Annotated in this window: 20 protein-coding genes and 2 pseudogenes; 18 read left to right on the top strand and 4 right to left on the bottom strand. The window is 62.2% G+C overall.

Annotation, left to right across the window (positions count from 1 at the left end; translation table 11 throughout):
- Nucleotides 1-123: 123 nt before the first annotated feature.
- On the top strand, nucleotides 124-1,536 hold the full coding sequence (locus HGP31_RS17830; protein WP_168758315.1) for an MFS transporter: 1,413 nt from the start codon (nucleotides 124-126) through the stop codon (nucleotides 1,534-1,536).
- A 6-nt stretch (nucleotides 1,537-1,542) separates the two neighbouring features.
- Here the strand turns inward: HGP31_RS17830 and HGP31_RS17835 are convergent, their stop codons facing one another.
- Entirely contained in the window at nucleotides 1,543-1,992 is a 450-nt protein-coding gene (locus HGP31_RS17835; protein WP_020798423.1) for a cupin domain-containing protein, read from the bottom strand.
- A gap of 849 nt (nucleotides 1,993-2,841) precedes the next feature.
- On the opposite strand from HGP31_RS17835, the gene ahr reads away from it, so the two are divergent.
- Nucleotides 2,842-3,873 (top strand): NADPH-dependent aldehyde reductase Ahr, encoded by a 1,032-nt coding sequence (ahr, locus tag HGP31_RS17840; RefSeq protein WP_168758316.1) that lies wholly within the window; start codon nucleotides 2,842-2,844, stop codon nucleotides 3,871-3,873.
- A gap of 74 nt (nucleotides 3,874-3,947) precedes the next feature.
- Here the strand turns inward: ahr and HGP31_RS17845 are convergent.
- Nucleotides 3,948-4,158: pseudogene (locus HGP31_RS17845) on the bottom strand (extracellular solute-binding protein); the annotation flags it as partial.
- Between HGP31_RS17845 and HGP31_RS17850 the strand changes: the two are divergent.
- The 13 genes and pseudogenes from HGP31_RS17850 to HGP31_RS17910 form a co-directional block, all read left to right on the top strand.
- Nucleotides 4,146-4,451: pseudogene (locus HGP31_RS17850) on the top strand (LysR substrate-binding domain-containing protein); the annotation flags it as partial. The pseudogenes HGP31_RS17845 and HGP31_RS17850 overlap by 13 nt on opposite strands.
- Nucleotides 4,452-4,555: 104 nt before the next feature.
- A complete protein-coding gene (locus tag HGP31_RS17855) occupies nucleotides 4,556-5,407 on the top strand; it encodes a putative selenate ABC transporter substrate-binding protein (RefSeq protein WP_020800824.1) in 852 nt (283 codons plus the stop codon).
- Nucleotides 5,404-6,201 (top strand): phosphonate ABC transporter ATP-binding protein, encoded by a 798-nt coding sequence (locus HGP31_RS17860; RefSeq protein WP_020800825.1) that lies wholly within the window; start codon nucleotides 5,404-5,406, stop codon nucleotides 6,199-6,201. Before HGP31_RS17855 ends, HGP31_RS17860 begins: the two co-directional genes overlap by 4 nt.
- Nucleotides 6,195-7,022, top strand: a complete 828-nt coding sequence (locus HGP31_RS17865) for a PhnE/PtxC family ABC transporter permease (RefSeq protein ID WP_110755220.1) — start codon at nucleotides 6,195-6,197, stop codon at nucleotides 7,020-7,022. The genes HGP31_RS17860 and HGP31_RS17865 overlap by 7 nt, the downstream gene beginning before the upstream one ends.
- Nucleotides 7,019-7,786 carry a phosphonate ABC transporter, permease protein PhnE gene (gene phnE / locus HGP31_RS17870; RefSeq protein WP_020800827.1) on the top strand — a complete coding sequence of 256 codons (768 nt, stop codon included), beginning with the start codon at nucleotides 7,019-7,021 and terminating at the stop codon, nucleotides 7,784-7,786. The genes HGP31_RS17865 and phnE overlap by 4 nt, the downstream gene beginning before the upstream one ends.
- Nucleotides 7,787-7,938: 152 nt before the next feature.
- Nucleotides 7,939-8,358, top strand: coding sequence for an organic hydroperoxide resistance protein (locus tag HGP31_RS17875; protein WP_083349281.1), 420 nt, complete (start codon nucleotides 7,939-7,941; stop codon nucleotides 8,356-8,358).
- 593 nt (nucleotides 8,359-8,951) lie between these two features.
- Nucleotides 8,952-10,082, top strand: a complete 1,131-nt coding sequence (locus HGP31_RS17880) for a PAS domain-containing protein (RefSeq protein ID WP_020800830.1) — start codon at nucleotides 8,952-8,954, stop codon at nucleotides 10,080-10,082.
- Entirely contained in the window at nucleotides 10,079-11,515 is a 1,437-nt protein-coding gene (locus HGP31_RS17885; protein WP_033043092.1) for a sigma-54 interaction domain-containing protein, read from the top strand. The genes HGP31_RS17880 and HGP31_RS17885 overlap by 4 nt, the downstream gene beginning before the upstream one ends.
- A 932-nt stretch (nucleotides 11,516-12,447) precedes the next feature.
- Nucleotides 12,448-13,050: a dimethylamine monooxygenase subunit DmmA family protein gene (locus tag HGP31_RS17890; protein ID WP_168758317.1), complete on the top strand. Its 603-nt coding sequence runs from the start codon at nucleotides 12,448-12,450 to the stop codon at nucleotides 13,048-13,050.
- Nucleotides 13,047-14,015, top strand: coding sequence for a PDR/VanB family oxidoreductase (locus HGP31_RS17895; RefSeq protein ID WP_168758318.1), 969 nt, complete (start codon nucleotides 13,047-13,049; stop codon nucleotides 14,013-14,015). The genes HGP31_RS17890 and HGP31_RS17895 overlap by 4 nt, the downstream gene beginning before the upstream one ends.
- Before the next feature lie 18 nt (nucleotides 14,016-14,033).
- Nucleotides 14,034-15,074, top strand: coding sequence for a heme-dependent oxidative N-demethylase family protein (locus HGP31_RS17900; protein ID WP_151142600.1), 1,041 nt, complete (start codon nucleotides 14,034-14,036; stop codon nucleotides 15,072-15,074).
- A gap of 201 nt (nucleotides 15,075-15,275) precedes the next feature.
- Nucleotides 15,276-16,811 (top strand): APC family permease, encoded by a 1,536-nt coding sequence (locus HGP31_RS17905; protein WP_083349284.1) that lies wholly within the window; start codon nucleotides 15,276-15,278, stop codon nucleotides 16,809-16,811.
- Between the two features lie 176 nt (nucleotides 16,812-16,987).
- Nucleotides 16,988-18,412 carry a gamma-aminobutyraldehyde dehydrogenase gene (locus HGP31_RS17910; RefSeq protein WP_083349285.1) on the top strand — a complete coding sequence of 475 codons (1,425 nt, stop codon included), beginning with the start codon at nucleotides 16,988-16,990 and terminating at the stop codon, nucleotides 18,410-18,412.
- An 83-nt stretch (nucleotides 18,413-18,495) separates the two neighbouring features.
- On the opposite strand, the gene HGP31_RS17915 is transcribed toward HGP31_RS17910, so the two are convergent.
- Both HGP31_RS17915 and HGP31_RS17920 read right to left on the bottom strand, forming a co-directional pair.
- Nucleotides 18,496-19,443: an IS110 family RNA-guided transposase gene (locus HGP31_RS17915; RefSeq protein WP_168757435.1), complete on the bottom strand. Its 948-nt coding sequence runs from the start codon at nucleotides 19,441-19,443 to the stop codon at nucleotides 18,496-18,498.
- 250 nt (nucleotides 19,444-19,693) lie between these two features.
- Complete coding sequence (locus tag HGP31_RS17920) at nucleotides 19,694-19,930, bottom strand: hypothetical protein (protein WP_020801332.1); 237 nt, start codon at nucleotides 19,928-19,930, stop codon at nucleotides 19,694-19,696.
- Between the two features lie 178 nt (nucleotides 19,931-20,108).
- Here HGP31_RS17920 and HGP31_RS17925 point away from each other — a divergent pair, with 178 nt between their 5' ends.
- The 3 genes from HGP31_RS17925 to glcE all read left to right on the top strand — a co-directional run bounded on the left by HGP31_RS17925 (nucleotide 20,109) and on the right by glcE (nucleotide 24,631).
- Nucleotides 20,109-21,872 carry an L-lactate permease gene (locus HGP31_RS17925; RefSeq protein WP_020801333.1) on the top strand — a complete coding sequence of 588 codons (1,764 nt, stop codon included), beginning with the start codon at nucleotides 20,109-20,111 and terminating at the stop codon, nucleotides 21,870-21,872.
- Between the two features lie 195 nt (nucleotides 21,873-22,067).
- On the top strand, nucleotides 22,068-23,567 hold the full coding sequence (gene glcD, locus HGP31_RS17930; protein WP_168758319.1) for a glycolate oxidase subunit GlcD: 1,500 nt from the start codon (nucleotides 22,068-22,070) through the stop codon (nucleotides 23,565-23,567).
- Entirely contained in the window at nucleotides 23,567-24,631 is a 1,065-nt protein-coding gene (gene glcE / locus HGP31_RS17935; protein ID WP_020801335.1) for a glycolate oxidase subunit GlcE, read from the top strand. The genes glcD and glcE overlap by 1 nt, the downstream gene beginning before the upstream one ends.
- The last annotated feature ends 3 nt before the right edge of the window (nucleotides 24,632-24,634 follow it).

Genomic DNA, 24,634 nt, shown 5'->3' on the forward strand with positions numbered 1-24,634 from the left:
CATGGTCGGCTGATGTGGCGCTGTATGCATGTATCAAGTGCGATTCGTGCGCCTTCCGCCATGTTAGGCCCGGGCGTAGATTTCTGTTAGCTCCAATCGGGAGTGACCAGAGAGGAGAACATCATGAATGACGGTTCTGCAGTCGCCGCAGTTACTCAACAGTCGTTGTCGGTGAAAGGCGCGCTGGCCAGCCTGTCGCTGGCGATGTTGTTGTCATCGCTGGGCACCAGCATCGCCAACGTCGGCCTGCCATCCCTGGCCCAGGCATTCAGCGCGTCCTTTCAACAAGTGCAGTGGGTCGTCATCGCCTACCTGCTGGTCATTACCACCTTGATCGTCAGCGTCGGTCGATTCGGTGACCTGGTCGGTCGACGCCGCCTGTTGCTGTGCGGCATTGCCCTGTTCACATTGGCTTCGGCCTGCTGCGCACTGGCGCCCAATCTCGGTCTGCTGATCGCTGCCAGGGCGCTGCAAGGCCTGGGCGCGGCAATCATGATGGCGTTGACCCTGGCGTTTGTCGGCGAAACGGTGGCCAAGGGCAAGACTGGCGGCGCCATGGGCCTGCTGGGGACGATGTCGGCCATTGGCACCGCGCTGGGCCCGGCGCTCGGCGGTGTGCTGATCGGCGAATTCGGCTGGCGTTCGATGTTCCTCATCAGCGTGCCTCTGGGCATGGCGACATGGCTGCTCGCGCAACGCTACTTGCCCGATGATCGCCCGGCGCAATCCGGGCGTACGGGGTTCGATCCGGCAGGCACGCTGTTGCTGGCCCTGAGCCTCGCCGCCTATGCCCTGGCCATGACCCTTGGACGCGCGCACTTCGGCCTGCCGAATATCGTCCTGCTGCTGGCGGCCTGCCTGGGTCTCGGATTGTTCGTGCGGGTTGAATCGCGGGTCGCGGCACCCCTGGTGCGCCTGGCCTTGTTTCGTGACAGCCGCCTCAGCGGCAGCCTCGCCATGAGCCTGCTGGTGACCACCGTAATGATGGCCACGCTGCTGGTCGGGCCGTTCTACCTTTCACAGACCCTGCGGTTGTCGGCAATGGAGATCGGCCTGGTGTTGTCGGTCGGGCCACTGGTCGCCGCGCTGACCGGCGCGCCCGCCGGGCGCATCGTCGACCGTTGCGGAGCCCCTGGCATGACCCTCGCTGGGCTCTTGGGCATGGCGCTGGGCTGCTTGATGTTGTCGCTCGTGCCCGAGTCGTTCGGCGTGGGCGGCTACCTCGCCCCCATGGTCGTCCTCACCCTGGGCTATGCGGTGTTCCAGACCGCCAACAACACCGCCGTGATGCTCGACGTTGCGCCTTATCAACGCGGTGTAGTGTCTGGCCTGCTCAACCTTTCGCGCAACCTGGGGCTGGTCACCGGGGCCTCGGCCTTGAGCGCCGTGTTCGCCTTGGCCTCAAGGGCGGTCGACATCGGCACCGCGCATCCGCAGGCCATCGCCAGCGGCCTGCGCACGACGTTTCTGGTCGCGCTGGGGCTGATCGTCGTCGCCTGCCTGATCGCATGGCGCAGGCAGGCTAACGGGCGGTAAACGCGATTACTGCTCCAGTACCACCAGCGGTGTGTCCTTCTTGACGATGTAGGTCGCCAGTTCCGACGCCTTGCCCTGGCCGACATTCTTGGCCACATGGGCGGTGCCGGCGGGGATGTACAAGGAGTCACCGGCCTTGAGCGTAACGGCCGGTTGCCCTTCGAGTTGATACTCGAAGGTGCCGTCGATGACGTAGGCAACTTCCACCCCGGGGTGGGAGTGTTTCGGCGACACCACGCCCGGGTCGAAATCAACGCGCACCTGGATGACTTCGCGCCCGGCGACATCCAGGTCACGGCGCACCAGGTCCGTGCGCTTGAGGCCGGCCTGCCAGTTTTTCGCCGGCGGCTGGCCCGCCTCCTGGGCTTGGGCAAGGCCGGTGAAAGCGGTCAATGTTGCAGTGACGAGGGCAACGCCGAGCAGGCCTGCCGCGTAGCGGGTGGGGGTTCGGGACATGCTGATTCTCCGGTGTGCGTTAGGTAAAAGCCGTTAGGGGGCGGTTGCATTACGCACTCGCCGTGTAACGCCTTCGTGTCCTGTCACCCCGGTTTTTGTATGTGACTGTAGCTTTGTGAATGGCGGATACGTTGCGATACGTCTTGCGGATGATCGGGAACTTGGGGTGTAGATCCAGCGCTACGGTAACGGCCACTTAGGGTTCCGCTATTACAGCGGGTCACTTTGAAAAGCGGCACGCCGCCCGGGCTGGAGCGAGCATGTCGAATCGTCGCACCGTCGCGATGGAGGTCAACGATGACGCGGCCTGTCTGGATGAATGCGTTGTCTGGAAGTCCATCGCGAGCAGGCTCGCTCCCACAATGGAATCGCGGACAGATCTGCAATCAGGTCGGCTTTAAGGCCGCCTCGATGTTGCTGTTGCTTTGGCTTTTGATTTTCTTGCCCCCTCGAGAGGCCGAGTGGAGGTTCTGCGCAGTGGCTAAACCGGCATGGATGCCGGTTTAGCCGCGCTGGGCCATGGATGGCCCATCGCGGCGGGCCCTGTAGGAGCGAGCATGCTCGCGAAAAACGCCAGAACAACACGGGCATTCAGATAGCCCTCGTCATCGTTGACGACCATCGTCGGAACGCCGCCCGGAGCATGCTCGCTCCTACAGGCTCTTCCAAGTGACTCGCCGTAAGGGCGAAACCCTAAGTGGCCGTTACCGCAGGAATGGATAGGTGCACAGTCAACAAAATCCAGGTCAGCTGCCAGGACGCCTTCGCCAACAAGTCTGCACGCCGCACCGCTGGCTAGCTCCTACAATGCTTGTGCGCCGCCCCTTTCCCTGGATCTGGAGGTACACCATGAGCGACAACACCGAACTCACCACCTTTACCGGCTGGGCCGCCACCGCGGCGGGCGCGCCGCTGGAGCGCTACAGCTATGATCCCGGCCCGCTGGGGCAAGAAGAGGTGGAAGTCGCCGTGGAGTACTGCGGCGTTTGCCACTCCGACCAGTCATTGATCGATAACGATTGGGGCATCAGCCACTACCCTTTCATCCCCGGCCACGAAGTGGTGGGCCGAATCGTGCGCGCGGGTGCACAGGTGCACGGTCTCGAAGTGGGACAACGGGTGGGTATTGGCTGGTACAAGGGCAGTTGCATGCATTGCTCCTCATGCATCGAAGGCTCACATAATCTGTGCCGCACCGCACAGCCGACCATCATCGGCAGCAACGGCGGCTTTGCCGATCGACTGCGTTCCCACTGGGCCTGGGCCCTGGCAATACCCAATGGTCTCGATCCGGCGATGGCCGGACCGCTGTTCTGCGCAGGCTCCACAGTGTTCAACCCGCTGCTGGAGTTCGCCATCAAGCCCACCGACCGGGTCGGTGTGGTGGGCATCGGTGGCCTCGGTCATCTGGCGCTGCGCTTCCTCAACGCCTGGGGCTGTGAAGTGACTGCCTTCACGTCATCAAAGGGTAAGGAGGACGAAGCCAGACGCCTGGGCGCGCACAAGGTCGTCGCCTCCACCGACAGCGACGCCTTGAAAGCCATTGCCGGCAGCCTGGATTTTCTCCTGGTCACCGCCAATGCCGACCTCGACTGGCCGGCCATGCTGGCGACCCTGCGCGGTAAAGGACGCCTGCATTTCGTCGGTATCGTGCCCAACGCCATCCCGGTGCATGTATTTGACCTGATTCCCCAACAAAAGAACCTGTCCGCCTCACCGGTCGGCTCGCCGAGCAACACCGCGACCATGCTCGAGTTCTGCGCCCGTCATCAGATCCTGCCGCAGGTCGAGATGTTTCCCATGAGCCAGGTCAATGCGGCCATCGATCACCTGCGCAGTGGCAAGGCGCGTTACCGCGTCGTGCTCGATGCCAGCAAATGACACAAGGCGCATCGGGTTATCCCGATGCGCCTTGCGCTACAGCGTTGTACCCGTGCGGGCAGTGGTCGATGACGTCAGGGCGCGGTGGCCGTCTTGAATTTGGTCCAGGTACGCATGCGCGCCCGCATGTCCGCCTGGGGGATATCCTTGCCGGGAATCAGCCGCGCATACGTGGCTTCGTCGATGTAGATGTCAGGGTTGTGTTGCTGATGGCGGCCATGTTCTTGGGCGCATGACGAAGTTGATGAATGTATAGGCATGCTCCGGATGCCTGGGCGGTGGAGGCCGGCATGGATGTCGGCCAGCAGGATCAGGGGATGAACTTCTCCGATCCCGGTCTGTTGCTGGATGCGGCTTGCGCGGGGCTCGGCATTGCGCTGGTCAGCCAATTGCTAAGCCGGCAAGCCTGTGCCAATGGCTTGCTGCAGCCGATGGTGGAACCGACCATCCGCGGACCTAATTGGGCCCTGCTGACCCATCGTGATAGCGAGAACAGTGCGCGAAGCTTCAGCGATTGGTTGCTGCGCCAGCTGCAAGCCCAAAACCCGGAAACGGGTAGTGGGAACAATGGCCCGTAACCCTTACAATCGCCGCACTTCGTCTACCCTCAACAAGCATCTGGCGGCTATCCATGCGTGTCAGGCGCTTGCACATATTTGCGCTAATGAACCGGAGAACTTCCATGCTCAAACGCACCCTGGCCTTGGCTGTCGGCTTGACCCTGTCGCTTTCCACCCTGCTGGCGCAGGCGGCCGACACCCTGAAGGTCAGCGCCATTCCGGATGAAGCCCCCACCGAACTGCTACGCAAGTTCCAGCCCCTGGGCAGTTACCTGGAACAGCAATTGGGCATGAAGGTCGAGTTCGTGCCTGTCAGCGACTACCCGGCCGTGGTCGAGGCGCTGGCCACTGACCGGATCGACATGGCCTGGCTGGGTGGTTTCACCTTTGTCCAGGCGCGGCTGAAGACTGGCAATGCCATTCCCTTGGTGCAGCGCGAACAGGATGCCCAGTTCACCAGCAAGTTCATCACCGCCGACCCGAACGTCAAGTCCCTCGCCGACCTCAAGGGCAAGACCTTCGCCTTCGGTTCGGTGTCCTCGACGTCTGGCAGCTTGATGCCGCGCTATTTCATGCTGCAGGACGGCATCAAGCCGGAAACGTTCTTCAGTCGCGTGGGCTACTCCGGTGCCCATGACGCCACCGTTGCCTGGGTCCAGGCGGGCAAAGTCGACGCCGGTGTGCTGAACGCCAGCGTCTGGGAAAAGCTGGTCAAGGCCGGCAAGGTCGACACCAATAAGGTCAAGGTCTTTGCCACCACCCCGGCCTACTACGACTACAACTGGACCGTGCGCGGCACCCTCGACCCGGCGCTGGCGGCAAAGATCAAGGCCGCCTTCCTCGCCCTCGATCCTGCGAACCCTGAGCAAAAAGCGATCCTGGACTTGCAGGCTGCCAGCCGTTTCATCGAGACCAAGCCTGAGAACTACAAGGGCATCGAGGAAGCCGCACGCGCCGCCGACCTGCTCAAATGACCTTGCACCTGACCCGGGTCAGCCTCACCCACGCCAACGGCGTACAGGCGCTGCACAGCCTGGACTTGCACATCGAAGCCGGTGAACACGTCGCCATCATCGGCCCGTCCGGCGCTGGCAAGTCGAGCCTGCTCAACGTCCTTGCCACCGGCCTGCGCCCTGGCAACGGCGAATTGCAGGTGCTGGGTGAACAGCCCTGGCATCTGTCGGCGCGCCAGCGCCAACGCCTGCGCGCGCGTATCGGCCTGGTGCATCAAGCACCGCCGCTGCCACCGCGCCAGCGGGTGATCACTGCGGTGCTGGCGGGAAAAATCGGCCAATGGGGATTGGGCAAGAGCCTGTTGAACCTGGTGCATCCGCTGGATGTCCCGGGGGCTCGCGCGGCATTGGCCAGGCTGGACCTGCACGACAAGCTCTTCACCCAGTGCCAGCAATTGTCCGGCGGTCAACTGCAACGCGTGGGCATTGCCCGGGTGCTGTACCAGGCCCCCGAGGTATTGCTGGCCGATGAACCGGTGTCGGCCATGGACCCGGTGCTGGCCGGCCATACGCTCAAGGTCCTCTGCGAGCATGCGCGCGAGCACGCCGTGACCCTGGTCGCCAGCCTGCACGCGGTGGACCTGGCGCTGGCGCACTTCTCGCGGATCATCGGCTTGCGTGACGGGCAGATCCTCTTCGACCTGCCGGCCAGCGCCGTCGACCGCGAGCAGCTCGATGCACTCTACGCCAACGAACAGTTGCAGCCCTCACCGCCCCCGGTCCTCCCCTTGAGTGTGCAGATTCCCCGATGCTGAGCCGTGACACCCGTGACCCCGCCGCCCGACCACGCCTGCTCCTAAGCCTGTTGGCGATTGCCCTGTTGTGGCCGGGCATGCGCTTGAGCGAACTGGACCTGAGTGTGTTGCTGGCCAGTGACAACCGGGGCGAGATGGGTCGCTTTGTCGCGACCTTCTGGCCGCCCGCCCATGGCGCAGAATTCCTCGAGCTGTTGTGGCAAGCCACTTTGCAGACCCTGGCCATCGCCACGGCCGGCATGGCCCTGGCGCTGCTCCTGGCGATCCCCGCCAGCCTGCTGGCCAGCCGCGCGCTGTCGTTGTCGGCTGCGTCCCGCGCCGGTCGCCCGAGCCAGTGGGGGCAACTGCTGCGCTGGCCGGTGCGCGGCGTGCTGATTTTCCTGCGCAGCGTGCCGGAAATCGTCTGGGCGCTGCTGTTCGTGCGCGCCGTTGGCCTGGGCCCGACGGCCGGGGTCCTGGCCATTGCGATTACCTACAGTGGCATGCTGGGCAAGGTCTACGCGGAAATCTTCGAGTCGGTCGACCAACGCCCCGCCCACGCGTTGCTGCAAGCCGGCAGTGGTCGGCTGGCGGCATTCAGCTACGGGATCCTGCCCAATGTCGCGGCGGAATTGTTGTCGTACACGGTGTACCGGTGGGAATGCGCTATTCGCGCTTCGGTGGTGATGGGCTTCGTCGGGGCCGGTGGCCTGGGCCAGCAAATCGACCTGTCGATGCGCATGTTCGCCGGCGGTGAGGTGGCCAGCCTGTTGCTGACCTTCCTCGTCCTGGTGCTGTTCGCCGATCAGTTGAGCAGGCTGCTGCGCTGGAGGCTGGCATGAAGCGCCTGCTCAACCTGCTGCTGGTGCTGTGCATCGGCACCGCGGTGCTCACTTCGTTCCGCTACCTGGGTATCGACCTCGGTGAACTGGGCGCCAGTGGCAACCTGAAACAGATGGCCGCCTATGTGCAGCGCTTTCTCAGCCCGGACCTGAGCACGGGGCATTTGCAGGCCATTGCCCGCGGCGCGCTGGAAACCCTTGCGATGTCAGCCCTGGGCACGCTGTTGGCAACAGTGTTCGGCTTGCTGCTGGCGTTGCCCGCGGCGGGTCGATTCGGCTGGCCGTTGCAGGGACTGTCGCGCCTGATACTCAATGCCTTGCGCGCAATTCCGGAGCTGGTGTGGGCGGTGCTGATGGTCCTGGCCGCCGGGCTCGGCCCCAATGCCGGCACCCTGGCCTTGGCGCTGCACACGACCGGTGTGCTGGGCCGGCTATTTGCCGAAGCACTGGAAAATACCCCGCCAGAACCTGCCGATGCGATCCGCCTGCAGGGGGGCAACGCCATAGGGGCGTTCTGCTACGGCACCCTGCCCAATCTGTTCCCGCAGTTGCTGGCCTATATCCTGTACCGCTGGGAAAACAACATCCGCATGGCCAGCGTGCTCGGTTTCGTCGGTGCCGGTGGCTTGGGACAAATGCTCTACCTCAACCTCAGCCTGTTCCAGGAGGCCCAGGCCAGTACGGTCATACTCGCGATGCTGGTATTGGTGTTTGCCGTCGACACCCTGAGCAGCTGGAGTCGCCAGCGCTGGGTGAAAGCCTGAGCTTTTGTATCAATGTGTATTGATCGCCAGCGAACGTACACAGCGATACACATCCGTCGGTTCAGGACACATTTCCATGACATGAAGATGAAACAGTGGGTGGGTCGCACTTCAGCCAGGACTGAAGCCCCCAACCTCAGCAGGAGTCTTGCATGATCAATCAAATCGAAACTGTCCTTTACACCGGCAGGACCGTGACCACTGGCGGCCGTCAAGGCGAATCGCGAAGCGACGACGGCCGCCTGGACATCAAGCTATCCCCGCCCGGTTCTTCCGGTAGCGGCACCAATCCGGAACAGCTGTTGGGTGCGGGCTGGTCGGCTTGCTTCATTGGCGCCATGGGCAAGGCAGCCACTGCGTTGAAGGTGAGCTTGCCGGCTGACGTGAGCGTTGCTACTGAAGTGGACCTGGGCAATACCGGCAATGCCTATTTCCTTCAGGCGCGCCTGAATGTCAGCCTGCCGGGCCTGGACCCTGTGTTGGCCAGGACGCTGGTGGACGCGGCGCATCAGACTTGCCCGTACTCCAAGGCAACCCGTGGCAATATCGATGTCACGATCAACCTGGTATGACAGACAAACAAATGCCCCGGAGTTCGGGGCATTTGATCTTGGCTAGCTGTATATATCCAGCTGCACAAGTCGGCTTCAAGAGCCAAGTAGGTGGCCAGCGCTGGTCTCTGGCTTACGAGGTTTTTCAGGACTCCCACAGCAACAGCAATAAGCGCTATCCTGCTTCACACGGCATAAGGGCTGGATCTCAGCGCGGAGATCTTTCTAACCGTGTACCCTTCGGAGCGCGCCCCACGCGTCCTCGCTATCCGCTTGCGCATCAGTCTGCGTTCTCACCTACAACCTCAGATTAGCAAAACAACCGGCGTGTGGGCCGGTATTTTTAGATCGATTTTTTCCTGTAGGCGCCGGCTTGATGGCGAACGTGAATTTACCCACGCCTTCACTGACAGCCCAGCGCCTGCGCATCACCATTGATTTTTCAACACGCTGCGGGTTTGCCGATTATGCTGCAATAACGCAGCACTCGATCATCACGGTTGCGCGTATGCCCTCCTGTTCAATGGTTTTTGAGTTGGCATGCGAAATGCCCTGTCAAATTGCCCTGGCACTGTGTGCCCAGGTCCCATTAGCCGAATCGAGCCGATCCACCGATGGATATCCTGAATTTGCTGGCAAACAAAACCCAGCCCCTGACCAGTACCTTTGCCGCCGACGGACAACTGCTCAGCCTGTCCTCCAGCCTGAGCGATCAATTGGGCTATGCACCTGAAGAACTGCTCAATCAGCCGATCGAACGTGTACTGAGTCTCGAATCGTTGCGCACGGTACAGGCGCTGCTTGCCAACCCGCCCGCGGACGAGCTGGTCCACAGCCTGGAACTGACGCTAATACGGCGCAACGGCGGCCTGCTGCCTGTGATTGCCAGCGGATTGCTGCAATGGCGTGACGTGCAACCAGCCTGCCTGCACCTGTTGATGATTGCGCTGGGCACGCTGGGGCACCGGTTGCGGGAGATGCATAACGCCAATGAGGTGATGAACCAGATGCTGCAAAGCGCCAAGGTCGCCTATTGGTGCATCGAATTCGCCGAGGCGGTGGACATCAACCATGCCCCGGATGAGATTGTGCGCCAGGTGTTCGAAAACGACTCTCATTGGCGCCTGTGCAACCGGGCCATGGCCGAGGTGTACGAGATGCCGTCGGATGTCGACTTCAACCAGCAACCGGTGCGCCTGTACTGGCCGCGCAGCCCGGCCAACGAAGAATTCGTGCGACGCCTGATCGAGGCCGGGTTCCATGTCGACGGAGCACTGTCGGTGGATCGCCGCCACGACGGTTCGCCTGCCTACGTGGAGAATGACGTCCGGGCCACCATCGTCAATGGCCAGCTGTTGCGCATGTGGGGCAGTATTCGTGACGTCAGCCAGGAGTTGCGCATGCAGCACGATGCCGAGCAGCGCATCGACGCCTTGCGCCGGGTCTTCGATGCCGTGCCTGACGCGGTGCTGGTCATCGATGAACACCTGCAGCCGCAATGGCGCAACGCGGCCTTCGAGGACACCTTCGGCATCACCCATGGCGCCGGTATCGCCCGCTTGCTGCTGGACAATGCCTTGCCCGAACGCACCTGGCACAGCCTGCCCCTGCCGGATTTGAGCGGGCGCAGCCTGAACTTCAATGTGCATTGCTCGCGCATCCTGATTCGCGAAGGCGTGGCCTGGCGCGTGGCGGTGTTTCGCGCATGCCAGGGCGTTCGCACCCCCCAAGAGTTGCACCCATGAAAGACTCCAACCTGCCACCCACGCTGCAGATGGGCATGCGTTCTTCGGTCAATGTCAGCAGCGAAGTGCTGGGCGCGCTGCTGGAAACGCCGGCCTTGCATGCCTTGCTCGACAGCTTCAGCGAAGCGCTGATCGTCACTGACGGCGAGGGCCGATTGCGCTTTATCAACCTGGCCGCCGAACGCGTCAACCGCCTGTCCAAGCAGCAGGCCGTGGGGCTGTCCGAAAGTGATTTTTTCCAGCGCTCGGCGTTGAACTACGACGATTTGCTGGCAGCGTTGAACCGCGGTGGCAACAGTGCGTTGACCCGCTCTCGGGAAGGCCGGGTGCTGCTCAGCAGTACCCACGCGATCCCCACGGGGGCCTACGAAAAACCGTTCAGGATGCTCACCCAGAAAGACTTCGACGCCAGCCAGCCGCAGCGCCGGGCTTCGCTCAATACCCGGCCACCGGAGCCTCAAGGCCTGCGTGATCCCCAGGACAACGCCCTGCACCTGTCACCGCAGCTGTCGAGCATCGCCGACACTGGCGTTCGGGCTTTTCGCCGGCGCGCGCGTCTGTTGCTGCTGGGTGAACCCGGCGTCGGCAAGACCGCCATCGCCCGGCACATTCATCGTGCGGCTGGCTGGGGGGATCGTCCGTTCATCCACGTCAATTGCGGGAGCATCCCGGAGAGCCTGTTCGAGTCCGAGATGTTCGGCTACGAGCGCGGCGCCTTCACCGGCGCCCTGGCGGGCGGCAAGCAAGGCTATATCGAAGCAGCGTCCGGCGGCACCTTGTTCCTCGACGAGATCGGTGAGATCCCGCTGCACGTACAGGCCAAGCTGCTGAAATTTCTCGAAGACAGCACCATCCAGTCGGTCGGCTCGCCCCTGAGCAAATCCGTGCAGGTACAGGTGATTGCCGCCACCAACAAGGACTTGCGTCATCTGGTGGACATGGGTGAGTTTCGCGCCGATCTTTATTATCGTCTCGCCGTGCTGCCGGTAGAGATTCCGCCGTTGCGCCAGCACCGCGATGACTTGCCGTTTCTCATCGACATCCTGCTGAGCCGAATCAATGGCGATCGCGTACCGTCCCTGAGCCTGTCCGCCGGGTGTCGCAAGCGTCTGCTGAGCTACGACTTCCCGGGCAACATTCGCGAGTTGGTGAACATCTTCGAACGCCTGGCGGTGCTGGCTGACGATGAGGCGCAGGAGCATCACCTGCCGGCTGAACTCCTCCAACCGGTGCGTTCACGGGAACAGTCAGCCCCCTCAGTCGTGCAGGATGAAGCCTCGGACGACCCTCAGCAAAACCTCAAGCTTCAGGTTCAGCATTTTGAACGGCAGGTGATTTTGCGCGCGGTGCATTTGTGTGGGAGCAAGCGTAAGGCTGCGCAGCATTTGGGGATTGATATTGGGACGCTGATTCGCAAGCTGCAACGGGATTGACTGGGGGGATGGAGTACATATCCATTGCTGCGGTAACGGCCTCCTATGGTTTCGCCCTTACGGCGACTCCCTTTTTCAAACGCCAAAAAGGAAGCAAAAGGCTTTGCCCCACCACTCGGTGCCTCGCTTAGGCTCGGCATGCCCTCACTCCGGCATTGCTCCGTGGGTCGCCGCGATGGGCCATCCATGGCCCAGCGCGGCTAAACCGGCGTCCTGCCGGTTTACCCACTGCGCAATGCCTGCGTTCGGCCATCGTGGTTTAACGGGGCGCCCAAAGCAACAGCAAAAGCGAGGCGGCCTGACAGCCGACCTGACTTTTGCAGATACCCCCCGCTCCCACAATGGGATCGCGGACAAAGCTGCAATCAGGTCGGCTGTCAGGCCGCCTCGCTTTTGCTGTTGCTTTGGCTTTTGATTTTCTTGCCCCCTCGAGAGGCCGAGTGGAGGTTCTGCGCAGTGGGTAAACCGGCAAGGATGCCGGTTTAGCCGCGCTGGGCCATGGATGGCCCATCGCGGCGACCCACGGAGCAGGACCGGAGCGAGGGTATGCCGAGCCTTAGCGAGGCACCGAACGCCAGGGGCAAGAGCCCTTGGTTACTTGGGGCTTTTCCAAGTGACTCGCTGTAAGAGCGAAACCATAGGTGGCCGTTACCGCAGGAATGGATATGTACGCAGTCAACAAAATTCCCATTGCCCGTCAGGACGCCATCGCCGGCAAGCCGGGCTCCTACAAAAAACCGCTGCAAAAACGCCTACAACCATAGTTATTTCTGCTTACACTTCTCCTCTCAAAAAACCATTAACCCTTTAAAATCAACACCTTAAAGACTTGGCACGCCCTGTGCTCCTGCTATGCAACCCACCATCGTTGGGCTTTGCATCTGTGCCGACGTTTCACCCGTCGAGCCGATAGCCAGGAGGAATAACAAGAAATGTTGATCACCGGGATCAAAAGTCGACCGGTCTACGACCGGTTGCAACCTCTGCCAGGAGGTCTGCGGCACATCGTTGCCGGGCAAGGCAGTGGCGGGCACGCCATGTTGCGTTTGCTCGACGAGTTGGCCGGGCTGGAGCAGCCCGTGACCTTGCTGTACTCCCAGGAGTCGTTTTCCGGGCAGGACTTCCTTGCCCAATTACAGCAGCGTCCAGGTCACGATCTACGTGTGTATGCCAGCAACCAGGCCTTGATTGACGCCCTTGATGACCTGCTCGGCAACGCGCGGATGGGCACCCGCCTCTACCTCGCCGGCTCTGAAAGCTTCCTCGGCAGCGCCATGCAGGTGGCCACCCGTTACGACCTCAATCGCGACGAAGTGCTTCGCGAACACTCCGGCACGCTGGTGCGTCGGGTCTGGTGCGTGCACTGCGACACCTACACCGAGAACGTCACCCAACGCGTCTACGAATGTCCCGGATGCAGCCTCACGCTGGTGGTGCGCGACCACTACTCCCGACGCCTGGCGGCTTTCCAGGCGGTCAAGGCCGATGCAGAAGTACCGGGCGAACTGCCCCCAGCCGAGGAGCTCGATACATGAGCCAGAACAATGGGACTTTGAACCTGCGCGTCGCTCGCATTGAAGAGGTGACGCCGGAAATCAGGCGCTTCACCCTGGTTTCGCCGACCGGCGAGCACCTGCCGGCGTTCTCCGGTGGCAGCCACGTGGTGGTACTCATCGCCAACCCGAACAATACGCTGCGCAACCCCTACTCGCTGCTGAGTTCGCCCTATGACACCAGCAGCTACCAGATCGCCGTGCGCCGGGTAGAAAGCGGCCGCGGTGGTTCGATCGCGCTGCACGACAATGTCCGTGAAGGCGACCTGATCGAGGTCACGCCACCGGTCAATCTGTTTCCGCTGATCAAGCAGGCGCGCCTGCACCTGTTCATTGCCGGCGGTGTCGGCATCACCCCGGTAATCTCCCAACTCGAAGAGTTGCGCCTGAGCAAGGTGCCCTTCGAACTGCATTACGCGGTTCGCGGCGATGAACACGCACAGCTGGGCAAAGAGTTGCAGGACACCTACGGCAAGCAGGTCAACCTGTATCGCAAAGGCATCGAAGCGCGCATGGACATCGGGCGGATTCTCGCCAATCGCCCGCTCGGCAGTCACGTTTACGCCTGCGGCCCGGACAGCATGATCGACGCCACCCTGGCCTGTGCCCGCGAGCTGGGCTGGACCGACAGTCACGTGCACTTCGAGCGCTTCCTCGAGCAAAGCAGCGGCGGCGAAGCCTTCAGCTTCACCTTAGGTCGCAGTGGCGCAACCATCGAGGTCTCGCCGGACCAGACCATGCTCGAAGCGGTCGAGGCCGCGGGCTACAGCATGCCTTACCTGTGTCGTGGCGGCGCCTGTGGCCATTGCGAAACCGAGGTCCTGGAGCTCGACGGCGAACTGCTGCACAGCGATGACTGGCTGTCGGACGACGACAAAGCCGCCCGCAAGAAAATCATGCCCTGCGTATCCCGCGCCAAATGCAATCGCCTGGTCATCGACCTCTGATCGACGGAAGACATAACAATGACTATCGAATTCAACCGCGACGAAACCTACCGCGACGACTACACCTTCGCCAACAGCCCGGAAACCATCGCCCGCGCGCCCTTCCCGTTCCCCGATGACGACTACATGTACTCGATGAACCTCGAGCCCCATGTCTCGGTCGGCGACGGCGCCTTCCGCGCAGCGTTCGATATCGACGAGCACTACATCAGCGAATGCCGGGACCGCGCCATCACCCTGGAGAAGGACCCGGGCATGCACTACGTCTCGGCGCCGCACATGATGGAGGCGCAGTGGGACTTGCTGGAACTGATCATGGAGTCCTACGCCCGCGACTACCCACAGTACTTCACCCTGTCCCGTGAAGGCCGCCAATGGCACTGGATCAACCGCCTGCTGGACATCGACGATCACTTCACCTTCGGCGACCCGGCGACCCTGCCGTATGAGCCGATGGAATACGTGACCCGCCAGGCCCAGGGCGACTGGGTACTGCAGGAAGAACGCGACGGTACGCTGTATTGGGGCGCCGGGATCGCCACCCAACGCGCCGACTATTCGCTGCGCTTCAACCTGGGCATGAGCTGGGAGGAATTCCACGGCCCGGTGCCGCTGGTGAAGGAAATCGGCATGCTCGACCGCGCCCTGAAATTCCTCCTGCGCCTGCGCACCGGCCACCCGGTGCGCCGCCTTAACTGGTCGCTGACGGTCAACCCGCGCCTTGAAGTATCGGCCGAAAGCCTGCCCGAATGGGCACCGGACCGAACCATCGTGACGGCCGAAAACGCCGGCAAGCTGGTGTACCTGCGCATCGAGTTGCAACCGCTGCACCGCTTGCCGCGCAGCAACGCGATTGTCTTTCCGATCCGCACCTACCTGCTCAGCCTCGAAGACATCGCCACCAACCCGGCATGGGCGCGGCGCATGCATCGGGTGCTGCGTGATTTGAATCAGCAATTGGTCGATTACAAGGGGTTCAGCCGGTATCGCGATGCTGCCGTGGAGTGGCTGTCGCAGTACGACGATGGGCGTGAGAGCGAGACAAAAAAACAAGCCTGAACCTTCAGTCCCTGTGGGAGCGAGCCTGCTCGCGAAGGGGCCATCACCTTCAACATTGATGTTGGCTGATAAGCCGCTTTCGCGAGCAGGCTCGCTCCCACATAGGGTCGGCGACAACCTGATAACAACAAGCTCCACAGGAGCAACGGCGGGGTCAACCCGCCAGCACTAATCCACTGCCATTGATAATGAGGAAATAACATGAGTGGCTCATCCAACACGCGTGCAAGCAGCGCCGATCAGGACGCGGAACAACTGCGCGCCCTCGGCTACAGCTCGGATTTCAATCGCAGCATGAGCCTGTGGGAGAACTTTTCCCTGGGCTTTACCTACCTGTCACCCGTCGTCGGGGTCTACACCCTGTTCGGCTTGTGCCTGGCCGCCGGCGGCCCGCCGATGTTCTGGTCTTACTTGCTGATCGGTGCAGGGCAAATGCTGGTCTGCCTGATTTTTGGCGAGGTGGTATCGCAGTTCCCGATTTCCGGCGGTGTCTACCCTTGGGCCCGTCGCCTGGTGGGCAAGCGCTGGGCGTGGATGGTCGGCTGGGTCTATGCCTGGGCGTTATGCGCAACCATCGCCGGGGTTGCGGTGGGTGCCGGTCCGTACCTGGCGATCATGCTCGGCTTCAATCCCGGCCCGGATGCCAACATCATTATCGCCCTGGCAATCATCCTGCTGTCCACCGCGCTGAACCTGGTGGGCACCAAATTGCTGGCGCGGGTAGCGATGTTCGGCTTTCTCTGCGAACTGGTCGGCGCGATCCTGGTCGGCGGCTACCTGCTGATCTTCGAGCGTCATCAACCGATCAGCGTGCTGTTCGACACCTTCAATCTTGAGGTAAACGGCTCGTACCTGCCGGCCTTCCTTGCGGCCTCCCTGGCTGGCCTGTTCCAGTACTACGGCTTCGAAGCCTGCGGCGATGTCGCGGAAGAAACCCCGAACCCGGGCAAGCGCATTCCCAAGGCCATGCGCATGACCATCTACATCGGCGGTGCAGCAGCGATGTTCGCGTGCCTGGCGTTGATCCTGTCGGTGCCGGACATGGCCAAAGTGCTGGCCGGTGAAGACACCGACCCGGTCGCCACGATCCTGGCCAATGCCTTCGGCCCGATCGGTTCGCGCCTGGTGATGGCAGTGGTGATGGTGTCGTTCATCTCCTGCGTGCTGAGCTTGCAAGCCGCCGCCAGCCGCCTGTTGTTCGCCTATGCCCGGGACGAGATGATCGTCGGCAGTTCGCTGTTCAAGCGCCTGTCGGCCAACCATGTGCCGTCGTTCGCGCTGCTGGTCAGCGGCCTGGTGCCGGCAGCGATCGTCTGCCTGGGAATGTTCATGGCCGATGCGGTGGCCACGATCGTCGGTTTCGCTGCGATCGGCATTTACGTCGCCTTCCAGTTGATCGTGGTTGCCGCGTTGATCGCCCGCGCCAAGGGCTGGCGCCCGAACGGCCAGTTCACCCTCGGGGCCTGGGGCCTCTGGGTGAACCTCGGCGCACTGGTCTATGGCGTGTGCGCCATCGTCAACATGGTCTGGCCGCGCTCGCCGGATGCAGCCTGGTACATCAACTATTCGATGATCCTGACCACGCTGGTGGTGATGGGTGCGGGCCTGGTCTACATGCTGCTGGGCAAGCCCTACGACAAGGGCACGGCGCCGGCGGGGGATGCGTGGAAGTTTTCCAAGCCGCTGGCCAAGGGTGGTGAGCTTTCCGGTGCTGCGGTAAACAAACCAGCGATCTGACAACCCAATACCCACTGTGGAAACCGAATCAATGTGGGAGCGGGCTTGCTCGCGAAAGCGGTGCATCAGCCAGCATCAATATTGAATGTGATGGCCTCTTCGCGAGCACGCCCGCTCCCACAGTTTGAATCGGTTTCTTCAGGGGAAATAACAACAGTTCTGACGAGGACGATGTCATGCAAACCCAACTCTTGATCAACGGCCAACTGCTCACCGGCGAAGGCCCCGCCCAACCGGTGTTCAACCCGGCGCTAGGGCGCGTGCTGGTGGAAATCAACGAGGCCAGCGAAGCCCAGGTCGATGCCGCCGTGCGCGCCGCCGATGCCGCGTTCGATAGCTGGTCGCAGACCCCGCCCAAGGAACGTTCGCTGCTGCTGCTCAAACTCGCCGACGCCATCGAGGCCCACGGCGAAGAGCTGGCCAAGCTCGAATCGGACAACTGCGGCAAGCCCTACAGCGCCGCGCTCAACGACGAGATCCCGGCGATTGCCGACGTGTTCCGTTTCTTCGCCGGCGCCAGCCGTTGCATGAGCGGCTCGGCCGGCGGCGAATACCTGCCCGGCCACACCTCGATGATCCGCCGCGACCCGGTCGGGGTGATCGCCTCCATCGCGCCGTGGAACTACCCGCTGATGATGGTCGCCTGGAAAATCGCCCCGGCCCTGGCCGCCGGCAATACCGTGGTGCTCAAGCCCTCGGAACAGACGCCGTTGACCGCGTTGCGCCTGGCGCAACTGGCAGCGGAAATCTTCCCGGCTGGCGTGCTCAACCTGGTGTTCGGCCGCGGCCCTACGGTTGGCAGCCCGCTGGTCACCCATCCGAAAGTGCGCATGGTGTCGCTGACAGGTTCGATCGCCACTGGCGCGAACATCATTTCCGGCACCGCCGACAGCGTCAAGCGCATGCACATGGAACTGGGCGGCAAGGCCCCGGTGATCATCTTCGACGACGCCGACATCGACGCCGCGGTCGACGGCATTCGCACCTTCGGTTTCTACAACGCCGGTCAAGACTGCACCGCCGCCTGCCGCATCTATGCCCAGGCAGGCATCTACGAGAAATTCGTCGAGAAGCTCGGCGCCGCCGTGAGCAGCATCAAGTACGGCTTGCAGGACGATCCATCGACCGAACTCGGCCCGCTGATCACCGCGCAACACCGCGACCGCGTCGCCGGCTTCGTCGAGCGCGCCGTGGCACAGCCGCACATCCGCCTGGTCACCGGCGGCAAGGCCGTGGAAGGCAACGGTTTCTTCTTCGAACCAACGGTGCTGGCCGATGCGCAGCAGGACGACGAGATTGTCCGTCGCGAAGTGTTCGGGCCGGTGGTGTCGGTGACCAAATTCAGTGACGAGGCACAGGTGCTGGGCTGGGCCAACGATTCCGACTACGGCCTGGCGTCCTCGGTGTGGACCGCCGATGTCGGCCGCGCGCATCGCCTGTCGGCGCGCTTGCAGTACGGCTGCACTTGGGTCAACACGCACTTCATGCTGGTCAGCGAAATGCCCCATGGCGGGCAGAAGTTGTCGGGGTATGGCAAGGACATGTCGATGTATGGGCTGGAGGATTACACCGTTGTGCGGCATGTGATGTTCAAGCATTAAAAATCAAACGCTTCGCGAGCAGGCTCGCTCCCACAGTTGATCGAATTTCCCCTGTGGGAGATTCTATGGTTGAGGGGAAGCCCTCAACTGGTTTTCGGTTGGTATTCACTCTGCCCCTTCAGCAGGGCGAATACGATACGAGCGAGCTTGCGAGCCAGCATCACCAGGGCTTGAGTGGTGCTGAAACCCCGATTTCTTTGTTCTTGGTAAAACCCTTTCCAGGCTTCGGTTCGACTCGCCGACATAGCCGCATTGTGCAGAAGGCGGCGGGCTTCTGGATCGCCTCGCTTGGTCAAACTCCGGCGACCATCTTTTTGCCCTGATTTTGACACCCGCAAGTCCATTCCAAGAAAGGCGATAAAGGCATCTGCGTTTCGGAAGTCTCCGCGCTGGAACGCCGTGAGCAAGCGCGCGCCAGTCAAAAATCCAACCCCTTCAACTTTCAAGCAACGCTTCAACTGCCCCAGCAAACCGGCTTCTTTCAGCTGATCGTTGATCGTCTTTTCGATCAGCGTCTCAAGCTGCTGCATGGACTTTATTTGCTCGGAAAAAGCAGCCTTCAGCAAGGGCTCATTCGACCAGCTTTGCACTAGGCCGACCCTGGCCTGGACCAAGGCCGCCCGGCGGCGAAAAAGACTCAGGAGTTGGCGATACAGCGGTGTCGGCGGCGTCCATGGGTGAAGTTCTTCATGCTCGTTCTTCAGATAGCGAGCAAGCAGTTTGGCATCCAGTGCATCGGTTTTGGCACGGACCTTCACACCTTCTCGGTAATGTTTGAGCTCATAGCCGCCCACCATGTAAATCACGCAGCCGGCCTCAAAGGCCAGGTCAGCGAACTCCAGGTGGTAGATGTTGGTGGCTTCAACAGCAATAGCCACACTCCCCGGCAAGTCCTTTAACCACTTGTTGATGCTGGTTTTGTTGTTGGGAATCTCTTCAAGCAGGTCCAGTTCGGCGTGATAAATCACCAATTCTTTCTTGGCGACATCCACGCCCACGATCGGCTTTGAAACAGAAACCGGCATTGCCATAGGTTTTCCTCCGGGATAAGGTTTTAAGCACTTGAAGGGCTCACCCAGAGGCGCAGGCTTGTTCCTATCGTCGGTCTAGGCCAGATGCATTCTTTATCGGCGCTTGGGTGAAAGGAGGAGGGGCGAACTCTCCCACAGTCTGTACTGCGTCAACAGTCAGAATCGAGCCTTGTCCCTCCTCCTCCCTTCAAGTCCTACCATACAAGCGAGCCTGCTCGCGAATATCGCATCGCCAATCCCCAGCCATGCGTTACAAGGTTCTCTGGCTGTTGCCGATACCCTTGGCAATGTCAATTCCCCAGTCCATCGCTGCTTCCATGTCCAGCATATGGGGTTTTGGATCGTGGTTTTCGTCAATGACCGAGCCGTCCGGCCGGTAAACACCGATGAACATTCCCAATGAGCCGTCCTTCAGTATCTCGGCCTTGACCTTGATGCTGCATCCGTTCGAAAGCGTCTCCTTGTGCTCGATATGGCGCTCAGTCATTGCTGCTCCCCTCCCACGGTTGGTTTCGACCTATCGGCAATGCTAGCTCAGCCGCCTGCCAAGCGCTGATCGAGGCGACGGCCACCGCGCCCTGACAGCGGCGCAATGGCACCTATACTAGAGGCCACCTCCCCCCCAAGGGGCTGCACTCCCAACAACAAAAAAGCAGAGGTGGAACATGGTCTGGCAGCAAATCTACGATCCGTTCAACAACCCGGTGCTTTCGACCCTCATGGCAGCCGTGCCGGTGGTGGTGATGCTCGCAGCCCTGGCCTTCTTCCATGTCAAGGCGCACCTGGCGGCATTGCTCGCCCTGGCCTCGGCCCTGGTGATCGCGATTTTCGCCTTCGGCATGCCCGCCGGCATGGCGGGGTCGGCCGCGTTGTACGGCGCCGCCAACGGTTTGTTGCCCATCGGCTGGATTGTGTTGAACATCATTTTCCTGCACCGGCTGACCACCGAGAACGGCTCGTTCAAAGTGCTGCAGGACTCCCTGGCGCGGATCACCGACGATCGCCGCCTGCAATTGCTGCTGATCGCCTTCTGTTTCGGCGCCTTCTTCGAAGGCGCAGCGGGGTTCGGTACGCCGGTGGCGGTGACCGGGGCGATCCTCATCGGCCTGGGCTTTTCACCACTGGCCGCTTCGGGCCTGGCGCTGATCGCCAATACCGCGCCCGTGGCCTTCGGGGCCCTGGGCACGCCGATCATCACCCTGGCCAAAGTCACCGGGCTCGATGAAATGGAGCTGTCGATGATGGTCGGACGGCAACTGCCGTTCTTCTCGGTAATCGTGCCTTTCTGGCTGATCTGGGCCTTCGCCGGCTGGCGCAAGATGCTGGAAATCTGGCCGGCGATCCTGGTGACCGGGGTCAGTTTTGCCGTCCCGCAGTTCATCGTGTCCAACTATCACGGGCCGATGCTGGTGGACGTGATCGCCGCGCTGATTTCCATGGCCTGCCTGACGGGTTTCCTCAAAGTGTGGAAACCGGCCACCGTGCATACCTCCGCCGCCCTGTCCGGGCGCGTCGATAACTCGGCCATCGCCGAGGAGCATGACGAAAAGCCGATCGCCAGCGCAGCCTTTGCCAGCGATGCCAAGCCCGCGGTAATGCGCGCCTGGATGCCGTGGATCATCCTCACGGTCTTCGTTTTCGCCTGGGGTACCCAAGGCTTCAAGAACATGTTCGACACCCGCCCGGCGATCGATCCGGCCACCAGCGCGGCCAAACTGGATCCCCAGGGTAAACCGTTGCGCGAGGCAAATCCGATTTTCGCCCCGGTCCTGACTTTCACTACGATTCACCAGCAGATCGAAAAGATTCCGCCCGTAGTGCCTGCACCGAAAACCGAAGAAGCGATCTACAAGTTCACGTGGTTCACCAGCACTGGCACCGGCATTCTGCTGTCGGCGATTCTCGGCGGGCTGTTGATGGGCTACTCCATCCCGCAGCTGGTTCACCAGTACCTACGCACGCTGTGGGTGGTGCGCTACTCACTGGTCACCATTACCGCGATGCTCGCCCTGGGCTTCCTCACCCGCTACTCGGGGCTGGACGCGACCATGGGCCTGGCCTTTGCCGCGACAGGGATTTTCTATCCGATGTTCGGCACCCTGCTCGGCTGGCTCGGCGTGGCGCTGACCGGCTCGGACACCGCGTCCAACGTGCTGTTCGGCGGCTTGCAAAAAGTCACCGCCGAGCAACTGGGGCTCAGCCCGGTGTTGATGGCCGCCGCCAACAGTTCCGGCGGGGTCATGGGCAAGATGGTCGACGCCCAGTCGATCGTCGTTGCCTCCACCGCCACCCGCTGGTATGGCCATGAAGGGGAAATCCTGCGCTATGTGTTTTTCCACTCGATCGTCCTGGCGATCCTGGTCGGCGGCCTGGTGACGTTGCAGGCCTATGTCGCACCGTTCAGCAATATGGTGGTGGGCGGCCATTGATCGGACAACCCGGGCAATCACCCAAATGCTGTTCACTGTAGGAGCGAGCATGCTCGCGATGGACTCAAGTACGCTGCGTTTAGTCAGTAAACACGCGTTATCGTTGACGACCATCGCGAGCATGCTCGCTCCTACAGTGACCCAGCATTACGGCAATCGCCCGGGCTTTCATGAACGGAGTATCGTAAAACGACTATGAATATTCTCTACGATGAACGCGTTGATGGCGCTCTGCCAGAGGTCGACAAGGCCGCGCTGTTGCAGGCCTTGCGCACGCAGTTGCCCGACCTGGAAATCCTGCACCAGCAGGAAGAACTCAAGCCGTACGAATGCGACGGGCTGAGCGCCTACCGCACCACGCCGATGCTGGTGGTGCTGCCGCGGGACATCACCCAGGTCCAGGGCGTATTGCGCCTGTGTCACGCACGCCGGGTACCGGTCGTCGCCCGGGGTGCCGGTACCGGCCTGTCTGGCGGCGCCTTGCCCCTGGAAAAAGGCGTGCTGCTGGTGATGGCCCGCTTCAACCAGATTCTGCAGATCGACCCCGCCGCCCGTACCGCGAGGGTGCAGCCGGGAGTGCGCAACCTGGCGATCTCCCAGGCCGCCGCGCCGTTCGGCCTGTACTACGCGCCCGACCCGTCCTCGCAGATCGCCTGCTCGATTGGCGGCAACGTCGCCGAAAACGCCGGCGGCGTGCATTGCCTCAAGTACGGCCTGACCGTGCATAACCTGCTTAAGGTCGACATCCTCACCGTCGACGGCGAACACCTGACCCTGGGCTCCGACGCCCTGGATTCCCCCGGCCTTGACCTGCTGGCCTTGTTCACCGGCTCCGAAGGCATGCTTGGGGTGATCACCGAAGTCACGGTCAAGTTGCTGCCCACGCCGCAGTCCGCGAAGGTGCTGCTGGCCGCGTTCGACTCCGTGGAGAAAGCCGGCCACGCCGTCGGCGACATCATTGCCGCCGGCATCATCCCGGGCGGCCTGGAGATGATGGACAACCTGGCCATCCGCGCTGCCGAAGACTTTATCCACGCCGGTTACCCGGTGGAGGCCGAAGCCATCCTGCTGTGCGAACTCGACGGCGTCGAAGCCGACGTGCGTGACGATTGCGACCGTGTGCGCCAGGTGCTCGAGCAGGCCGGCGCCACCGAAGTGCGCCAGGCCCGGGATGAGGCCGAACGCGTGCGCTTCTGGGCCGGACGCAAGAACGCCTTTCCGGCGGTGGGCCGCCTGTCGCCGGATTACTACTGCATGGACGGCACCATCCCGCGTCGTGAGCTGCCGGGCGTGCTCAAGGCCATCGCCGAACTCTCGGCCGAATACGGCCTGCGAGTAGCCAACGTGTTCCATGCCGGCGACGGCAACATGCACCCGCTGATCCTGTTCGATGCCAATACACCGGGCGAACTGGATCGCGCCGAGGCCCTGGGCGGCAAGATCCTCGAGCTGTGCGTGAAAGTCGGCGGCAGCATTACCGGGGAACACGGCGTAGGCCGGGAAAAGATCAATCAGATGTGCGCGCAGTTCAACAGCGATGAGCTGACCCTGTTCCATGCGGTCAAGGCGGCCTTCGACCCCGGCGGACTGCTCAATCCCGGCAAGAACATACCGACCCTGCACCGCTGCGCCGAGTTTGGTGCCATGCATGTGCACGCAGGAAAACTGCCCTTCCCCGACCTGGAGCGTTTCTGATGCACCCACCTGCTGATCTCGATGACAGCACAGCGCTGCTGGAGCAGGTCAACCAGGCGTTGGCCAACGCCACGCCGTTACGGATTCAGGGCGCCAACAGCAAGGCGTTCCTGGGCCGCGTGACGGCGGGGGAAATACTCGATACACGATCGCACCGGGGCATTGTCCGCTATGACCCGACAGAACTGGTGATCACAGCGCGCTGTGGCACACCGCTGACGGAACTGGCAAGCGTGCTGGACGCCGCGCAGCAGATGTTGCCCTGCGAACCGCCGGCCTTCGGCGATGACGCCACCGTCGGCGGCATGATCGCTTGCGGGCTGTCCGGGCCGCGTCGGCCGTGGTCGGGGTCGGTGAGGGATTTCGTGCTGGGTACGCGGGTGATTACCGGGCTGGGCAAGCATTTGCGTTTCGGTGGCGAGGTCATGAAAAACGTCGCCGGTTACGACCTGTCGCGCCTGATGGCCGGCAGTTACGGCACCTTGGGCCTGATCACCGAGGTCTCGCTCAAGGTCCTGCCCAAGCCCCGGCAGGCCCTGAGCATCAGCCTGCAAATGAACGTCGAGCAAGCTTTGCTGCGCCTGGCGGAATGGGGCCAGCAACCGCTGCCGATCAGCGCCGCCTGTCATGACGGCGAGTGCCTGCACTTGCGGCTCGAGGGCGGCGAAGGCTCGGTGGCGGCGGCCCGCGATCGCCTGGGTGGCGAGGTGCTCGACGCTTCGTATTGGGCCGATCTCAACGAACAGCGCCTGGCGTTCTTCGATGAAGACCAGCCACTGTGGCGCCTGTCCGTGCCCAACAACACACCGCGCCTGTCCCTGCCCGGTCGGCAACTGATCGATTGGGGCGGCGCCCAGCGCTGGCTCAAGTCCGATGCCCGGGCAACGTTCATTCGCCAGGTCGTCGCCGAGGCTGGCGGGCACGTCACCTGCTATAGCCACGGGCTCACGGACACGCCCTTCCAGCCACTGCCCGACGCGCTGCTGCGTTACCACCAGAGCCTCAAGCAGCAACTCGACCCCCAGCGCATCTTCAACCCCGGACGCCTGTACGCGGAGTTATGAATC

Origin of the sequence: Pseudomonas umsongensis (genome assembly GCF_012647205.1) — a bacterium.
In the GTDB taxonomy this organism is placed as follows: Bacteria; Pseudomonadota; Gammaproteobacteria; order Pseudomonadales; family Pseudomonadaceae; genus Aquipseudomonas; species Aquipseudomonas umsongensis.

Bases quoted from the DNA above. Each gene is read 5' to 3' on its own strand.
- HGP31_RS17880 (WP_020800830.1), top strand. From the start codon at position 8,952: ATGGATATCCTGAATTTGCTGGCAAACAAAACCCAGCCCCTGACCAGT.
- HGP31_RS17925 (WP_020801333.1), top strand. From the start codon at position 20,109: ATGGTCTGGCAGCAAATCTACGATCCGTTCAACAACCCGGTGCTTTCG.
- HGP31_RS17885 (WP_033043092.1), top strand. From the start codon at position 10,079: ATGAAAGACTCCAACCTGCCACCCACGCTGCAGATGGGCATGCGTTCT.
- HGP31_RS17895 (WP_168758318.1), top strand. From the start codon at position 13,047: ATGAGCCAGAACAATGGGACTTTGAACCTGCGCGTCGCTCGCATTGAA.
- ahr (WP_168758316.1), top strand. From the start codon at position 2,842: ATGAGCGACAACACCGAACTCACCACCTTTACCGGCTGGGCCGCCACC.
- HGP31_RS17920 (WP_020801332.1), bottom strand. From the start codon at position 19,930: ATGACTGAGCGCCATATCGAGCACAAGGAGACGCTTTCGAACGGATGC.
- HGP31_RS17875 (WP_083349281.1), top strand. From the start codon at position 7,939: ATGATCAATCAAATCGAAACTGTCCTTTACACCGGCAGGACCGTGACC.
- HGP31_RS17910 (WP_083349285.1), top strand. From the start codon at position 16,988: ATGCAAACCCAACTCTTGATCAACGGCCAACTGCTCACCGGCGAAGGC.
- HGP31_RS17915 (WP_168757435.1), bottom strand. From the start codon at position 19,443: ATGGCAATGCCGGTTTCTGTTTCAAAGCCGATCGTGGGCGTGGATGTC.
- HGP31_RS17890 (WP_168758317.1), top strand. From the start codon at position 12,448: ATGTTGATCACCGGGATCAAAAGTCGACCGGTCTACGACCGGTTGCAA.
- HGP31_RS17860 (WP_020800825.1), top strand. From the start codon at position 5,404: ATGACCTTGCACCTGACCCGGGTCAGCCTCACCCACGCCAACGGCGTA.
- glcD (WP_168758319.1), top strand. From the start codon at position 22,068: ATGAATATTCTCTACGATGAACGCGTTGATGGCGCTCTGCCAGAGGTC.
- HGP31_RS17865 (WP_110755220.1), top strand. From the start codon at position 6,195: ATGCTGAGCCGTGACACCCGTGACCCCGCCGCCCGACCACGCCTGCTC.
- HGP31_RS17830 (WP_168758315.1), top strand. From the start codon at position 124: ATGAATGACGGTTCTGCAGTCGCCGCAGTTACTCAACAGTCGTTGTCG.
- HGP31_RS17905 (WP_083349284.1), top strand. From the start codon at position 15,276: ATGAGTGGCTCATCCAACACGCGTGCAAGCAGCGCCGATCAGGACGCG.
- phnE (WP_020800827.1), top strand. From the start codon at position 7,019: ATGAAGCGCCTGCTCAACCTGCTGCTGGTGCTGTGCATCGGCACCGCG.
- glcE (WP_020801335.1), top strand. From the start codon at position 23,567: ATGCACCCACCTGCTGATCTCGATGACAGCACAGCGCTGCTGGAGCAG.
- HGP31_RS17855 (WP_020800824.1), top strand. From the start codon at position 4,556: ATGCTCAAACGCACCCTGGCCTTGGCTGTCGGCTTGACCCTGTCGCTT.
- HGP31_RS17835 (WP_020798423.1), bottom strand. From the start codon at position 1,992: ATGTCCCGAACCCCCACCCGCTACGCGGCAGGCCTGCTCGGCGTTGCC.
- HGP31_RS17900 (WP_151142600.1), top strand. From the start codon at position 14,034: ATGACTATCGAATTCAACCGCGACGAAACCTACCGCGACGACTACACC.